Annotated in this window: 13 protein-coding genes, 1 rRNA gene and 1 other RNA gene; 12 read left to right on the top strand and 3 right to left on the bottom strand. The window is 65.1% G+C overall.

Annotated features, from left to right (window positions below):
* Window positions 1-77 precede the first annotated feature (77 nt).
* Window positions 78-190: ribosomal RNA gene (gene rrf / locus ACK5JE_RS02415) — 5S ribosomal RNA — on the top strand.
* Between the two features lie 182 nt (window positions 191-372).
* Window positions 373-744 carry a DUF4870 family protein gene (locus ACK5JE_RS02410; RefSeq protein WP_416800124.1) on the top strand — a complete coding sequence of 124 codons (372 nt, stop codon included), beginning with the start codon at window positions 373-375 and terminating at the stop codon, window positions 742-744.
* A gap of 157 nt (window positions 745-901) precedes the next feature.
* Here the strand turns inward: ACK5JE_RS02410 and ACK5JE_RS02405 are convergent, their stop codons facing one another.
* Entirely contained in the window at window positions 902-1174 is a 273-nt protein-coding gene (locus ACK5JE_RS02405; protein ID WP_416800123.1) for an SWIB/MDM2 domain-containing protein, read from the bottom strand.
* Between the two features lie 120 nt (window positions 1175-1294).
* On the opposite strand from ACK5JE_RS02405, the gene pyrC reads away from it, so the two are divergent.
* Entirely contained in the window at window positions 1295-2404 is a 1110-nt protein-coding gene (gene pyrC / locus ACK5JE_RS02400) for a dihydroorotase (protein ID WP_416800126.1), read from the top strand.
* A 91-nt stretch (window positions 2405-2495) separates the two neighbouring features.
* Here pyrC and ACK5JE_RS02395 read toward each other — a convergent pair whose 3' ends face one another.
* Window positions 2496-4337, bottom strand: coding sequence for an ATP-binding cassette domain-containing protein (locus tag ACK5JE_RS02395; protein ID WP_416800125.1), 1842 nt, complete (start codon window positions 4335-4337; stop codon window positions 2496-2498).
* 153 nt (window positions 4338-4490) lie between these two features.
* Between ACK5JE_RS02395 and rnpB the strand changes: the two genes are divergently transcribed.
* From rnpB to ACK5JE_RS02370, 5 genes are all read left to right on the top strand, one after another.
* An RNA gene (rnpB, locus tag ACK5JE_RS02390) (RNase P RNA component class A) lies at window positions 4491-4894 on the top strand.
* Between the two features lie 208 nt (window positions 4895-5102).
* On the top strand, window positions 5103-5933 hold the full coding sequence (locus ACK5JE_RS02385) for an ABC transporter ATP-binding protein (RefSeq protein ID WP_416800122.1): 831 nt from the start codon (window positions 5103-5105) through the stop codon (window positions 5931-5933).
* The gene (locus tag ACK5JE_RS02380; protein WP_416800121.1) at window positions 5914-6621 is read left to right on the top strand and encodes an ABC transporter ATP-binding protein; all 708 of its coding nucleotides are present in this window, start codon (window positions 5914-5916) and stop codon (window positions 6619-6621) included. The genes ACK5JE_RS02385 and ACK5JE_RS02380 overlap by 20 nt, the downstream gene beginning before the upstream one ends.
* 4 nt (window positions 6622-6625) lie before the next feature.
* Window positions 6626-7699 (top strand): branched-chain amino acid ABC transporter permease, encoded by a 1074-nt coding sequence (locus ACK5JE_RS02375; RefSeq protein WP_416800120.1) that lies wholly within the window; start codon window positions 6626-6628, stop codon window positions 7697-7699.
* 31 nt (window positions 7700-7730) lie between these two features.
* Window positions 7731-8936, top strand: a complete 1206-nt coding sequence (locus ACK5JE_RS02370; RefSeq protein WP_416800119.1) for a branched-chain amino acid ABC transporter permease — start codon at window positions 7731-7733, stop codon at window positions 8934-8936.
* Between the two features lie 75 nt (window positions 8937-9011).
* Here ACK5JE_RS02370 and ACK5JE_RS02365 read toward each other — a convergent pair whose 3' ends face one another.
* Window positions 9012-10361, bottom strand: coding sequence for an ABC transporter substrate-binding protein (locus tag ACK5JE_RS02365; protein ID WP_416800118.1), 1350 nt, complete (start codon window positions 10359-10361; stop codon window positions 9012-9014).
* A gap of 438 nt (window positions 10362-10799) precedes the next feature.
* On the opposite strand from ACK5JE_RS02365, the gene mraZ reads away from it, so the two are divergent.
* From mraZ to ACK5JE_RS02345, 4 genes are read left to right on the top strand one after another with little or no spacing between them, the layout of a single operon-like run.
* On the top strand, window positions 10800-11228 hold the full coding sequence (mraZ, locus tag ACK5JE_RS02360) for a division/cell wall cluster transcriptional repressor MraZ (protein WP_416800117.1): 429 nt from the start codon (window positions 10800-10802) through the stop codon (window positions 11226-11228).
* Window positions 11229-11236: 8 nt separating this feature from the next.
* Window positions 11237-12295, top strand: coding sequence for a 16S rRNA (cytosine(1402)-N(4))-methyltransferase RsmH (gene rsmH, locus ACK5JE_RS02355; protein WP_416800116.1), 1059 nt, complete (start codon window positions 11237-11239; stop codon window positions 12293-12295).
* On the top strand, window positions 12292-12582 hold the full coding sequence (gene ftsL / locus ACK5JE_RS02350) for a cell division protein FtsL (protein ID WP_416800115.1): 291 nt from the start codon (window positions 12292-12294) through the stop codon (window positions 12580-12582). The genes rsmH and ftsL overlap by 4 nt, the downstream gene beginning before the upstream one ends.
* Window positions 12579-14315 (top strand): peptidoglycan D,D-transpeptidase FtsI family protein, encoded by a 1737-nt coding sequence (locus tag ACK5JE_RS02345; RefSeq protein WP_416800114.1) that lies wholly within the window; start codon window positions 12579-12581, stop codon window positions 14313-14315. The genes ftsL and ACK5JE_RS02345 overlap by 4 nt, the downstream gene beginning before the upstream one ends.
* The last annotated feature ends 2 nt before the right edge of the window (window positions 14316-14317 follow it).

Here is a 14317-nt window from a genome sequence, read left to right as displayed (position 1 = left end):
CAGCCCGTGCGTGGTGTGCTTCTTCCAAATTGGCGATTCAGTCTTCTTGCAAGAGGGCTGGATTGCAACCAGTTATGCTTGACGACCATAGCAAGGTGGACCCACTCCTTCCCATCCCGAACAGGACAGTGAAACGCCTTTGCGCCGATGATAGTGGGTGGACACCTGTGAAAGTAGGTCATCGTCAGGCTCTTATACCGCAAAGCCCCTGCAGAGTATTCTGCAGGGGCTTTGTCTTTGGGCCGCCAGCGTTTTTCCGGGTCGGATTTTCTGGGCTAGAATGAATGCTTTGAATACCTGTGCATGGACGACCCCCACAGGAGCGTCCCCGCGCAGCAGACCGCCCTGGCACGGACGATTGCAGGAGACCTCATGACTCAAGGCGATGACATTTCTCCCGACATGGACAAAGGCCTGAACCAGCGGCAGCTCGTTCACTTGATGTATGGCCTGTTCGCCATCGGCATTCTGTCTGCCGGGCTCTTTGGCGTGGCCGTTCTGGCGGCCGTGGTGCTGGCCTACCTCAAACGCGGCGACATGGTCGGCACCGTCTATGCGGGTCATGTCGACTGGATCATCCGGACGTTCTGGTGGGGCTTGCTCTGGCTGGTGCTCAGCGTCCTGGCCAGCATGATTTTCGTCGGTTTCATCACGGGCCTGGTGGCCGTGATCTGGATCGTCTATCGCATCGCCAAGGGCTGGCTGGCGCATTGCGCCGGAGAAACCCCGCTGCCGGGCCTGTGAGGGCCCATGACGCGGAGCGGGAGCCTGTGCCGGGGGCGTCGTTTGCCCGCAGGCGATAGCGGGCTGTGAGCGCGCGATAGAGACGGAGCATTCCGGCCGGAGGCCGGCCAGGAACCCGGGCGGGCGGGACTGTCGCGACAGCCCGCTGCAACCTTGCTTATTTCAGGTGCTGGCTGACCAGCTTGGTCAGTTCGAACATGGAAACCTGGTCCTTGCCGAACAGCGGACGCAGTTTGGCGTCTGCATTGATGTTGCGACGGTTTGCCGGATCTTGAAGATTGTTCTTCTTGATATAGTCCCAGATACGCTTGGTGACTTCGGTGCGGGGCACGGCTTCGCTGCCGATCACGGCGGCCAGCGTGGGGCTGGGGGTCAGGGGCTTCATGAATGCCGCGTTGGGTTTGCGACCAGTGTTTGCGGTGGTTGCCATGTAGCAGGCTCCTACAGTGTTGAGTGAATAGCCCTCGCAGCATACCGCGTGTTTCCCCGAAAGACAAAACAGGATTGTCAGACCGTGTCACAGACTTCTCCGCATGCTTCATCCGATCAGCTGGCCACCGAGAGCCATGCGGCCTCTTCACCGGCGCGAATCCGCCTGATCCAGCCTGACGATTGGCACTTGCACCTGCGCGATGGCTCCGTCCTGCGTCATGTCGTGCTGGACTCCGCGCGGCAGTTCGGCCGGGCCATCATCATGCCCAACCTGAAGCCTCCGGTGCTGACGCTCGAAGACGCGCGGGCCTACCGGGATCGTATTCGGAACGCCTTGCGGCTGGCCTGTGAGCAGGCCGGCGCGGACGCGATGCCGTCTTTCGAGCCACTGATGACCTTGTACCTGACCGACAGGACGACACCGGACGAGATCCGGCGCGCGCGCGACAGCGGTTTCGTGCATGGCGTCAAGCTTTACCCGGCCGGCGCGACGACGCACTCGGATGCCGGGGTGACGGACTTGCTGGGACAATGCCGGACGACGCTGGCGGCCATGCAGGCATGCGGCATGCCGTTGCTGGTGCATGGCGAGGTCACCGATCCGGCGGTCGACCTGTTCGACCGGGAGGCTGTGTTCATCGAGCGGGTGATGCAGCCCTTGCGCCGGGCCTTCCCCGAGTTGAAGGTCGTGTTCGAGCACTTGACCACTGCGGATGGCGCGGCCTACGTCATGCAGGCCGAAGGCCCCATCGGCGCCACGCTGACGCCCCAGCACCTGCTGTACAACCGCAATGCCCTGTTCAAGGGCGGATTGCGGCCGCACTGGTATTGCCTGCCGGTCCTGAAGCGCGAAACTCACCGTCTGGCGCTGCTCGAGGCGGCCACCAGCGGCAATCCGCGATTCTTCCTGGGAACAGACAGCGCGCCGCACCCGCGCGGCGCCAAAGAACAGGATTGCGGCTGCGCGGGCTGCTATACCGCCCGTTATGCGATGGCGCTGTATGCGACGGCCTTCGAATCTGTCGGCCGCCTGGATCGGCTCGAGGCCTTTGCCAGCAAGCATGGTCCGGCATTTTATGGCCTGCCGCCCAACCCCGGCGCCCTGATCCTGGAGCGGGGGGGAAATCCCATCCCGCGAGACCTGCCATTGGGCGAGGACGTGGTTGTGCCGTTGGCGGCGGGAGAATCCTTGCCCTGGCGGGTGAGCCAGGACGCGGAACAGGCCTGAGGCGGCTGACGCGCGCGCACGATAGCCGGTGCGGCCTGCGGGCTGCGTCGCCGCGAACGGCGCCGGTCGGAGACCTTCGCCTGCGTCGGCCTCAGTCGCCGCGCTTGTCCTCGAGCAGTGTCCAGCGTTCGAACAGGGTGTCGAGCTTGCCTTCCAGGTCGCTCAGAGCCTGCTGGATGCGCTGCGCCTCGTCAGGGCCCTCGCGGTACAGGTCTGGATCGGACAGGCGGGCGGCCAGGGCGGTCTGCTCCGTCTCCAGGGCCGAGATGCGGTCGGGCAGTTCCGCCAGTTCCTGTGTTTCCCAGGGCGCCAGGCGGTTCTTGCGCGGCTTGTCGGCGACTTCGGTTGCGGATTGCGGGCCGGCCGTCTGCGGCCTGGCCGGATCGGCTGCGGGCGGTTGTGGCGCGCGTGCCGGTGAAGCCTGTGGCGCAGCGGGACGCGGGCGCTGAACCTCCCAGTCGTCGTAGCCACCCACATATTCCCGCCACACGCCATCGGCCTCGGCGGCGATGGTCTGCGTGACCACGTTGTCCAGGAAATGGCGATCGTGGCTGACCAGCAGGACGGTGCCCTGGTAGTCCTGCAGCAGGTTCTCGAGCAATTCCAGCGTGTCGATGTCCAGATCGTTGGTCGGTTCGTCCAGCACCAGCACGTTATGCGGCTGCGCAAACATGCGCGCCAGCGCCAGGCGCGCCCGCTCGCCGCCGGACAGGCTGGATACGGGGGAGTGCGCGCGCGCGGCGGGAAACAGGAAATCCTCCAGGTAGCTCATGATGTGCTTGCGCTGGCCACCGATCTCCACCCATTCGCTGCCCGGACTGATGGTGTCGGCCAGCGTTGCGGTTTCGTCGAGATGGTCGCGCATCTGGTCGAAATAGCCGATCGACAGGTTGGTGCCCAGCCGCACCTGGCCGTGCAGCGGCTGCAGTTCGCCCAGCAGGATGCGCAGCAGCGTCGTCTTGCCGGCGCCATTGGGGCCGATCAGGCCGATGCGGTCGCCGCGCTGGATCAGGGTGCTGAAATCGTGGATCAGGGTGCGTTCGCCATAGCCGTGCGTGACGTTCAGCAACTCGGCGACGAGCTTGCCCGAGCGCTGGCCGTCCGCCAGAGAAAAGCGAACCTGGCCTTGCTGGTCGCGCCGGGCGGCGCGTTCACGGCGCAGGGCTTCCAGGCGTCTGACCCGGCCTTCGTTGCGGGTGCGGCGCGCCTCGATGCCTTTGCGGATCCAGACTTCCTCTTGGGAGAGCAGCTTGTCGAAACGGGCGTTGGCCTGTTGCTCGGCGTCCAGCCACTGGGCCTTGCGGGCCTGCCAGGCAGAAAAATTGCCGGGAAAGCTGAGCAACTGTCCACGGTCGAGTTCGACGATGCGGGTCGCGACTGCGTCCAGGAAGCGGCGGTCGTGGGTGATCAGCACCACGGCCGCGCGCGTGCTGCGCAGCAGATCTTCCAGCCAGGCAATGCCGGTGAAGTCCAGGTGGTTGGTCGGCTCGTCGAGCAGCAGCAGGTCGGGCTCCTGGACCAGGGCATGCGCCAGCGCCACGCGTTTGCGGGTGCCGCCGGACAGGCCGCGGATCGGCAGGTCGGGGCTGAGCCCCAGGGCGTCGATCAGTGCGCCGGCGCGAGCCGAGCGCTGCCAGTCCTCCGTGGCCAGCAGGTCGCCGGTCAGGTAGCCGAGAATGGTCTCGTCCTCGGGCAGTTCGGGTTCCTGCGCAACCGTGGCGATGCGCAGGCCGCCGCGTCGCCGGATCTCGCCATCGTCGAGGAGGGTGCGGCCGTCCAGGACGCGCAGCAGGGAGGACTTGCCGGCGCCGTTGCGGCCGATCAGGCCGATGCGCTCTCCGGCCAGCAGGGTCAGGTCGGCATGATCGAGCAGGGGATGGTGGCCATAGGCGAGTTGAGCCTGGGTCAGGGCGAGCAGGGTATCGGACATGATGCGGGCGGCAGTGAAGCGGTCGCGGAGACGAGGGTCCCGGCGTCAAAACGTATTGTCGCAGTTTGGGCGCGGGAGTGCCGGCAGGGCCGGATGGAATGGGCGCGTCGCGGGCCTGCGCCGGTGCGGGCCGGTGCTGTCGTACAATGCCGTCGCGGGGCAGATCGGGCGATCGCGGTGCCGACAGGCATCGAGGAAGGTCCGGACTCCATCGGGCGCGATAGCGGCTAACGGCCGTCCGGCGATCCTCTCGGGGAAAGCCGAGGACCAGGGCCACAGAGACGAGTCTGCCGCGGGGGTACGTCGCAAGACGCACACCGGTACGGCCATCTCCGTACCGTTCGTCCGGCTGGTCCGGGCGATCCGCGGCAGGGTGAAACGCGGCAACCTCTATCGGGAGCAACATCAAATAGGCATGCGCCGGCTTCGTGCCGACAGGGCGGCCCGCCCGAGCATGCGGGTAGATGGCTAGAGCGGTCCAGCAATGGCCCGCCCAGAGGAATGATCGTCCGCCGGGGCAACCCGGCGTACAGAATCCGGCCTATAGATCTGTTCCGCTTTCTGGCTGCCTGCGGGTGGCCGCGTCCCCGGCCGGCCCCCGCGCACCGGATTGCCGCGCCCCTCCTTGGCCATAGGGAATTGTGCTCATTCGGTCGCCGCCGAGGCTGTGATATTCTCAGTCATCTCTCCGAACCGACGGCCCGTTGCGTGGATACGCAGGGATGCGCCGGCCGGACTCCCGTTGTAGAAATCCAGCTGGAGATAACGGTGACGAATACGGCGGCATCATCCCGATCGGATGCAGGACAGGGGCAGCAGCGTCCTCTGCTCGAGGTCCGTGATCTGACCAAGAGCTTCGGCGGCCTGCGGGCCGTCGATCATTGTTCGTTCCAGGTTCAACGCGGCACCATCACCGGGCTGATCGGCCCCAACGGCGCCGGCAAGACCACGGTGTTCAATCTGATCACCGGCTTCATTCCCCCCGATTCGGGCCGCATCGTGCTGGACGGCCAGGACATCGGCCATCTGCGGCCGGAACAGGTGTTCGCCCGCGGCCTGTGCCGGACCTTCCAGATTCCCCGCGAACACGGTTCCATGAGCGTCCTGGAAAACCTCATGCTGGTTCCGCCCGGACAGTCGGGCGAGTCCTGGTGGAATGCCCTGTTGCGTCCGGGACGGGTCCGGCTCGAGGAAACCCGGCATCTGCACAAGGCGCAAGAGGTGCTGGAATACCTGCAGCTCACCCATGTCCAGCATGAATACGCGGCCAATCTGTCGGGCGGCCAGAAAAAACTGCTGGAAATGGGTCGCATGCTGATGGCGGACCCCCGGATCATCCTGCTCGACGAGCCGGCCGCCGGGGTCAATCGCACGCTGCTGCAGAGCATCGTCCAGAACATCCAGACCCTGTTGCGCGAACGCGGGATCACGTTCCTGCTGATCGAGCACGACATGAACATGGTCATGAACCTCTGCGATCCGGTCATCGTCATGAGCGAGGGCCGCAAGCTGGCCGAAGGCGCGCCCGATGCCGTGCGCAACGATCAGGCCGTTCTGGAGGCCTACTTGGGAGGGCAATATGCCGCTGCTGCAGGTTGATGCCGCCACGGCGGGCTATGGCGATACCGAGATCCTTCGCGCAGTGTCCCTTCATGTCGAGGCTGACGAGGTCGTCGCCATCATCGGTCCCAACGGGGCCGGCAAATCCACCCTGATGAAAACGATCTTCGGCCTGCTGCATCCACGCCAGGGCGCGATCGCGTTCGACGGTCACGACATCACGCATCAGGCGCCGCACCGCATCGTGCGGCTGGGCATGTGCTATGTGCCGCAGGTGGCCAACGTCTTCACGACGCTGACGGTCGAGGAAAACCTGGAAATGGGCGCCTTTCCGCTGGGCAAGGTCGATCTGTCGGACAACAAGGAACGGGTCTACACGATGTTCCCCAAGCTGCGCCAGCGTCGCCGCCAACTGGCCGGCAAGATGTCGGGCGGCGAGCGGCAGATGGTCGCGATGGGCAGCGCGCTGATGATGAACCCCAGGCTGTTGCTGCTCGACGAGCCCACGGCCGCACTCTCGCCCAAGCTCGTGGACGAGATCTTCGAGCGGATCGCCCGGATCAACGAAAGCGGCGTGGGCATTCTGATGGTCGAACAGAACGCCCGGCAGTCGCTGGGGATGGCGCATCGGGGCTATGTGCTGGCCAATGGTGAAAACCGTCACGAGGGCACGGGACAGGATCTGCTCGATGATCCGAATGTCGGGCGCCTCTACCTGGGAGGATGATGCGATGATCGATTCGGCACAGCCCGTGGCGGATGCCGCGCCGGCGCAGGCGCCGGGCGACGAGGCGGTCGACGCGCGGGATTCGGGCGGCGCGCGCAGCAGCCGCTTCGTCGGCGGGGTCTTGCTGCTGGTGCTGGTCGCGATGTGGGTCGCGGGCTGGCTCTCGGGCACGAGCGCCGAGGAAATGCTGTCCCTGACGGCATGGGGCGTGATGCTGGGCGGCATCATCGCGCTGGGCGGCATCGGCCTGACGTTGTGCTACGGCGTTCTCAAGTTCCCGAATTTCGCCCATGGGGAATTCCTGACCCTGGGGGCGTATGTCACGTACGGCATGGTGCTCGTCCTGCCGCAATCCAACCCGATCTGGCGGTTCTCCTTCGGCTGGGAGCTCCTGGTCGGCCTGTTGGTCGCGGCGGCGGTGACCTCCGTCGTGGCGATCGTGATCGACCGGCTGCTGTACCGGCCACTGCGCAGGCACCAGTCGCCGCTGGTGCTGCTGGCCATGGCCTCGCTGGGCATGGAGTTCCTGCTGCGGGGCATCGTCTACCTCATCTGGGGATCGGATTTCCATTTCTATTATTCGGGCCGCTCCAATCCCGCGCTGTCCCTGCCTTTCGGGCTGCGCCTGCAAGCCGATCAGCTGTTCGTCTTTGCGCTGGCCCTGGTCCTGGTGGTGCTTCTGTACTGGATGCTCACCCGCACGCGCATCGGCAAAGCCATGCGGGCCACGGCCGACAACCCGGATCTGGCCCAGGTGCGCGGGATCGACACCGAGCAGGTCGTCGCCTGGACGTGGGCCATCGGCGCAAGCCTGGCCGCCATCGGCGGCGTGATGTACGGCCTGGCGTCGCAGATGCGGCCCGATATGGGCTTTGTGCTGCTGCTGCCCCTGTTCGCGGCGGTGATCATGGGCGGGATCGGCAGCGCCTGGGGCGCGCTGGTCGGGGCGATCATCATCGGGATCGCCATGCAGCTGACGTCCGCCTTTCTGAACCCGGCCTATGGTCCGGCGGTCGCCTTCGTCCTGATGGTGCTGGTGTTGCTGATGCGGCCTCAGGGGCTGTTCGCCCAACGCTAGTGCCTGTTCACACGAGTCGAGGAATCAGATCATGGATACCCTGCACCTGCTCAAAGCCTGCTTCCTGCTGGTTCCGATCTTCCTGTTGGGATGTCTGCTGTTTTCGCGTCTGCGCTGGCCGGCGCGTCTGCTGGCCGCCCTCGTCTTCGGCGGGGGGCTGGCGTTCGGCATCGCGGCCCTGCTGCCCGGGATCATGGATTACCTGGTGTCTTTCAGCATCATGGCGATCATCTACTCGATCCTGTCGCTGGGCCTGAACGCGCAATGGGGCTACAACGGCCATCTGAATTTCGGCGTGGCCGGCTTTTTCGCCGTGGGCGCCTTCACCATGGCGCTGTTCGTCACCTCGCCGCCTTCGGGCGCGATGGCGGCCTACGCCCAGCAATGGTTCGGCCTGAGTGCGCCCTATCTGGTCGGCGTCGTGGCCGCCGGCGTCATGGCCGGCGTCGTGGCCTACCTGATCGCCCAGCCCGTCCTGCATCTGCGCACGGATTTTCTGGCGATCGCCACCCTGGGGATCGCCGAGATCATCAGGCTCATTTTCCAGAACGAGCGCTGGCTGGCCAATGGCCCCCAGCCCATGTCCGGCATTCCCCAGCCGCTGTCCTGCGTTTTCGACCGCGCCGGCTGCGGCTGGCTGCCGGATGCCCTGCAATCCGCGCTGTCCGCCATGTCGCCCCGAGACTACAGCTATCTGTACCTGGTGATCGTCACGCTCGGTCTGGCGCTGGTGTATGTCGTGCTGGAGGCCATGGTGCGCTCGCCCTGGGGCCGCGCGCTGCGCGCCGTCCGGGACGAGGAGGATTCGGCCGCCATGAGCGGCAAGCACGTCAAGTCTCTGCGCGTGCAGTCCTTTGTGCTGGGCGCCGTCGTGATCGGCGTGGCGGGCGCCCTGTATGCCCCCTACATGGTCACGATCGACTACAGCCACTTCAAGCCTTTGTTCGCCACATTCCTGGTCTGGGTGATGCTGATGCTGGGGGGCAGCGGCAACAACAAAGGCGCCATTCTCGGGGCTTTCGTGATCTGGATCGTCTGGAGCGGCACGGGCTTTGTCACCGATTATCTGCAGGTCGCCCTGCAGGGGGTCGCGCCTGATGTGGCGTCCCGCATGTCCTTCCTGCGCTGGGCCTTCGTGGGGCTGTTGCTGGCCCTCATCGTGCTGTATCGCCCGCAGGGCATTCTGCCCGAGAAAAAGCGCGTCTCCCGGTTTCTGGACGGACAGCCCGAGGATTGAGGCGTCCGTCCCCTGCTGTCATCGCCCGCAAAAAAGGCCACGCAAGTGGCCTTTTTTGCGGTGGGAACGACCCGATCAACTGGCCGGGATGTCCTTGGCGGCAACCATCTTGACGGTCTCGATCTTGTCGCCGTTGTATTTCCAGATGTTGACCGGTGTGATGACGTCGCCGTTCTTGTCGAAGTCACACGGGCCGGCCACCCCGTTGTAATTGATTTTCTTTTTGTCCTTGAGCGCCTTGAGCATGGCCGTGATCCGGCCCTGATCGCCGCCGTCGATCATTTCTCCCGGGGGATTGGCGATCTCGCGCAAATGATCGCGCAGGACCGTCCCCGTGATCTTGGCGGCGTCCGTCGCGCCGGCCGCGACCGCGGCTGCCATGGCCAGCCCCGCCACCATCCCGGCATCGTAAGAGCAGGTGGTGAACGGCGGGAAGTGGTCGTATTTGTAGGTCTCCATGTAGGTCTTGGCGAAGTCCTTGTAGGACTGCGTGGTGGTGTCCTCGCCGGGCGCGGTGCCGTAGCGTCCGCCCATGTCCTTGGCGCCGACTTCCTTGATGATGTCGATACTGGCGTTGCCATCGGTGAACTGCCAGTTGGTGAAGCTGAACGTGTCGCGGGATTCCTTGCAGATCGCGATGGTGTGCGCGGGGTAGCTGACGATGAGCAGAAGGTCGGGCTTGTCCTTCAGTGCCTGGGAGAGCATGGACTTGTAGGTCGGCTGGACTTCCTCGGGGTGTGGGACCTCGGCCAGCACGGTGCCCCCCCGCTTTTTGAATGCGGCGGTAAAGGCGTTGGACAGGCCTTGTCCATAGGGATTGTTGATGTAGATGGTGGAGACCCGCTTGAACTTGTAGCTCGGGTCGATTTCGCCGTTCACGAACTGGGCGGCGACCACCCCCTGCATGGCATCGGAGGCGCTGGTGCGGAACAGCATGTCGGCCTTGGCGTCGGCGGGCAGCACGCTGACCAGTGGCGATGTGGTGCCATTGCCGATTTGCAGCACTCCGGACGGGATGGTGACCGATGTGGCGACAGCCACCGTGACGCCGCTGGACCAGCCGTTGATGATGACCGGCGTATGTTGGGTATCGACCATCTGGCGGGCCGCCTGGACGCCCACTGTCGGCAAGGTCGCGCTGTCGGCCGTGACGTGGCCGGCGATGATGGGGCCGCCGAAGACTTCCTTGGCCGACATGTTGATCTGATCGATCGCCAGCCGCACGGCATCGCGATAGTAGGGGCCGAACTCAGCCGCGGAGCCCGTCATGGGCAGGACCTGGCCGAGGTTGATGGCGGGCGGCGCGCCCGCAGCCAGGGCACGGTGCAGCGGCAGGATGCTGCCGAGCATCATGACGCCACCCGTGGCCCCGACGGACTGCAGGAAATGACGGCGCGATTGAGTGGATTGGGTCTGATCCGACATAGGAAGGTCTCCTTTCTGGTGACTGACGGGACGACAGGCAAACGCAAAAAAGGCTCGGATGCTTTCGAGTCTGGCACCCGGGCGTGCCGGTGCTTCAGCCCCGGATGATGAAAGCACATTACATCCACTGCGGTCGGGTGTGTCAATCAGGGATTGACGCAGGTCAGGTGCGGGCGCCCGGGGCCCTTCGGATCCCCGGCGGGCGCCTGGGAGCGGACGGGCACGGCGCTGTGGAGATTTTTATCTAACAATCCACCTTCAAAGTATTTTCCAATGCATTGATTTTTCAGGAATTTATTTATAGGGAAATTCTAAAATTCAGTTGTAAGTGCTTGTTGTCATTGAATAAATTTCAATTTTTGCCTTGACCGGCACCGATCCATCCCGTAGAGTGGGGCAAAGTAGATTTTTGTGTGATCAAGTGGGAGGGAGTCCCTCGTGTTTCAAGGAAGCAGTGCGCTCACGCTCGACGCCAAGGGCCGGATGTCCATTCCGGCCCGGCATCGTGACGTCCTGCAGGCCGGGGAACAGGGACGCCTGACACTGACGCGGCATCCGGATGGCTGCCTGATGCTCTACCCCCGTTCCATCTGGGAAGACAAACGCAAGCAGATCGCGGCGCTGCCGGCCTCTGCGCGTCCCTTGCAGCGGCTGTTGCTGGGCAATGCCCAGGATGTGGACATGGACGGGGCGGGCCGCATCCTGGTCGCGCCTGAACTGCGCTCGGCCGCCGGCCTGAGCCGGGAAGTCATGCTGCTGGGTCTGGGGTCGAACTTCGAACTGTGGGATCGTGCCCAGTGGGAGGCGCGTTGCATGGCGGATGTGGGCAATCTCGATCCAGCCATCCTTGAACAGATCTCTTTCTAAACCTGCACATGGCGTATTCCCATCGCACCGTTCTGTTGGAACCGGCCATCGACGCGTTGTTGAGTCCCGCGTTCGGACGCCGGACGGCGGTGTCGGCGGCGGATGCGCCGCGACTGGATGGCGTCTATGTGGACGGGACGTTCGGGCGGGGCGGGCATAGCCGCCTGCTGTTGAGCCGGCTGGCGCCGGGCGCCCGGCTGCTGGTGTTCGACAAGGATCCCACCGCGATTGCCGCGGCGCAGGCGCTGCGCGCCGATGATGCGCGCGTCGAGATCGCCCATGAGGGCTTCGCCTCCCTGGATGCGCAGCTCGACCGCCTGGGAATCGATCAGGTGGATGGTGTGCTCCTGGATCTGGGGGTGTCTTCCCCCCAGATCGACGAAGCGGATCGCGGATTTTCGTTCATGCGGGATGGCCCGCTGGACATGCGGATGGATACCAGCCGTGGACAGACGGCGGCCCAATGGCTGGCCGATGCCGACCAGGAACAGATCAAGGAGGTCATCGCAGATTATGGCGAAGAACGGTTTGCTTTCCAGATTGCAAAGGCGATTGTTGCGCGCCGCCAATCCGGGCCGCTGCGCACCACGGGCGAACTTGCCCAGCTCGTCGCCGGTGCCGTCCGTACGCGCGAAAAGGGTCAACACCCCGCCACACGCACCTTTCAAGCTGTACGGATTCACATCAATGAAGAGCTCACGCAGCTCGCGCACGCCCTCCCGGCAGCGCTGACCCGCCTGCGCGCGCGTGGACGCATGGCCGTGATCAGCTTCCACTCGCTGGAAGACCGCATGGTCAAGCAGTGTTTCGCCGCCGCCGCGCAGCCAGGCCGGGACCGGGCCCGGCTGCCGATTCCCGAACGGGACATGCCGCAACCCTACGTCACCTTGCTGGGCCGCATCCAGGCGGACGCGGACGAGGTGGCGGACAATGCGCGCGCGCGTTCCGCCGTGCTGCGGGTAGCCGAACGCACACAGACCCCGCTTTCACGGGATGAGGCGGCCCGTTTCATCCGCCTGCCGGGCCGGGCCCCTGCGCCTCGCCGGACAGGGAGGCGCGCACGATGATCCGGCTGACGCTGTTCCTGGCGGTGTTGCTGATGGGGTCGGCCATTTCACTGGTCACGGTGCGGTTCCAGACGCGCGAACTGTTCGTGGCGTCCGAGCGGCTGAAATCCCATGCCCGCGAACTGGATGTGGAGTGGCGCCGCCTGCAGCTCGAGCGGGCGGAACTGGCTCGAAATGCCCGCATCGATTCGTTGGCCCGGACCGATCTGCACCTGATTTCTGTGACGCCCGACCGCACGATTTACCTGCGTCAGCCGGCCCCCGCCACGCAGGAGGGGCAGCCATGAAACGCTTCTGCTTTCACGAGAGTCCCGTGCTGGCAGGCCGTCCGGCCTTCTGGCGCGCGCGGCTGGTGGTGATCGTGATCATGCTGGGGTTCGTGGCCCTGGCGGCCAAGGCGCTGAATCTGCAGGTCCTGTCCAACGAGTTCCTGCAGCGGCAGGGAGAGCGTCGCTATGAGCGCACCCTGGTCCTGCCGGCCTCGCGCGGCAAGATTCTGGATCGCAGCGGGGCGGTGGTGCTGGCCTCCAGCGTGCCGGCCAGGGCCATCTGGGCGATCCCCGAGGATTTCCACAAGGCCTCGGACACCCAGGTCGTCGAACTGGCGCGGCTGCTGAATCTCAAGCCCGCCGAGCTGCGGCGGCGCACCCAGGACGAGGACAAGAACTTCGTCTATCTGCAGCGGCAGGTGGACATCGACACGGCCAAAGCCATCCAGCAGTTGAAGATCCCGGGCGTTCAGCAATTGGCAGAGACCCGCCGTTTCTATCCGGAAGGCGAGGTCATGGCGCATATCGTCGGCTTCACCAACATCGAAGACCGCGGGATCGAAGGCATCGAACTGGCGTTCAACGACGGGCTGTCCGGTCAGCCGGGTTCGCGGCGCGTAATCCGCGACCGGCTCGGGCGCGTGGTCGAGGACGTGCAGGCCGTGGTGCCGCCCGTCGATGGCCAGAACCTGCAACTGTCCATCGATGCCGGCATCCAATTCGATACGTACGCGGCCCTCAAGGCGGCGATGAAGGAACATCAGGCGCGCGCGGCGGCGGCCATCGTGCTCGATGCCCGCTCGGGCGAGATCCTGGCGATGGTCAATCTGCCGTCCTACGATCCGAACGACACTTCGGCGCGCACAGGGGCGGTGCTGCGCAACCGCGTGGTCACCGACACCTTCGAGCCCGGTTCCATCATGAAGCCGTTCACGGCGTCATTGGCGCTCGACGACGGCAAGATCACGACCCACACGCAGTTCGACACGGGCAACGGTCACTACAGCTACCAGGGGGCCGTGATTTCGGACGTCAGCCGCAACGGCGTGCTGGACGTGGCCGGGATCATCAGGCGTTCCAGCAACATCGGCATGACCATGATCTCCGAGCGCCTGTCGTCCCAGTCGATGTGGGAAAAATTCTCGGCGTTGGGATTCGGGCGGGCGCTCCAGACGAATTTCCCCGGCATCGCCTCGGGCCGTCTGCGGCCCTGGCAACGCTGGCGTCCGATCGAGCGGGCCACGATGGCCTACGGCTACGGCCTGTCCGTTTCCCTGCTCCAGGTGGCGCATGCCTATACCGTCTTCGCCCGCAATGGCGACATGGTGTCGCTGTCCCTGTTGCGCCGCGAGGGCAAGCCCACCAGCGTCCAGGTCTATTCGCCCCAGGTGGCCTTGTTGATGCGCAGCATGCTGGAGGCGGCCGCCGGCCCCGACGGCGCCAAGCTGGCCCGGGTGCAGGGCTACCGCGTGGCGGGCAAGAGCGGCACAGCGCGCAAGATCGTCAACGGCCAGTACAGCAAGACCAAATACCGGGGTTCCTTCGTCGGTCTGGCGCCCGTCTCCGATCCTCGCATCGTCGTGGCCGTGTCCATCGATGAGCCCAGCGCGGGTGGCTATTATGGCGGCCGCGTGGCGGCCCCGGTTTTTTCAGACATCGTTTCAAGCACCCTGCGCCGTCTTGGCGTGCAGCCGGATGCGCCCGTGGATTCCCTGGTGGCCACGGCGGAGCAGGGGGGGCGTACTCAATGATC

Source organism: Castellaniella sp. (assembly GCF_047971665.1).
Classification (GTDB): Bacteria; Pseudomonadota; Gammaproteobacteria; order Burkholderiales; family Burkholderiaceae_B; genus Castellaniella.
The sequence above is the reverse complement of the archived record's forward strand: the minus strand, read 5'-3'. Positions and strand labels throughout refer to the sequence as shown.

What these genes read in the sequence shown, in the direction of transcription:
- ACK5JE_RS02410 (WP_416800124.1), top strand. Translation starts at nt 373, where the DNA reads ATGACTCAAGGCGATGACATTTCTCCCGACATGGACAAAGGCCTGAAC.
- ACK5JE_RS02405 (WP_416800123.1), bottom strand. Translation starts at nt 1,174, where the DNA reads ATGGCAACCACCGCAAACACTGGTCGCAAACCCAACGCGGCATTCATG.
- ACK5JE_RS02380 (WP_416800121.1), top strand. Translation starts at nt 5,914, where the DNA reads ATGCCGCTGCTGCAGGTTGATGCCGCCACGGCGGGCTATGGCGATACC.
- ACK5JE_RS02375 (WP_416800120.1), top strand. Translation starts at nt 6,626, where the DNA reads ATGATCGATTCGGCACAGCCCGTGGCGGATGCCGCGCCGGCGCAGGCG.
- ACK5JE_RS02370 (WP_416800119.1), top strand. Translation starts at nt 7,731, where the DNA reads ATGGATACCCTGCACCTGCTCAAAGCCTGCTTCCTGCTGGTTCCGATC.
- ACK5JE_RS02365 (WP_416800118.1), bottom strand. Translation starts at nt 10,361, where the DNA reads ATGTCGGATCAGACCCAATCCACTCAATCGCGCCGTCATTTCCTGCAG.
- rsmH (WP_416800116.1), top strand. Translation starts at nt 11,237, where the DNA reads ATGGCGTATTCCCATCGCACCGTTCTGTTGGAACCGGCCATCGACGCG.
- ftsL (WP_416800115.1), top strand. Translation starts at nt 12,292, where the DNA reads ATGATCCGGCTGACGCTGTTCCTGGCGGTGTTGCTGATGGGGTCGGCC.
- ACK5JE_RS02345 (WP_416800114.1), top strand. Translation starts at nt 12,579, where the DNA reads ATGAAACGCTTCTGCTTTCACGAGAGTCCCGTGCTGGCAGGCCGTCCG.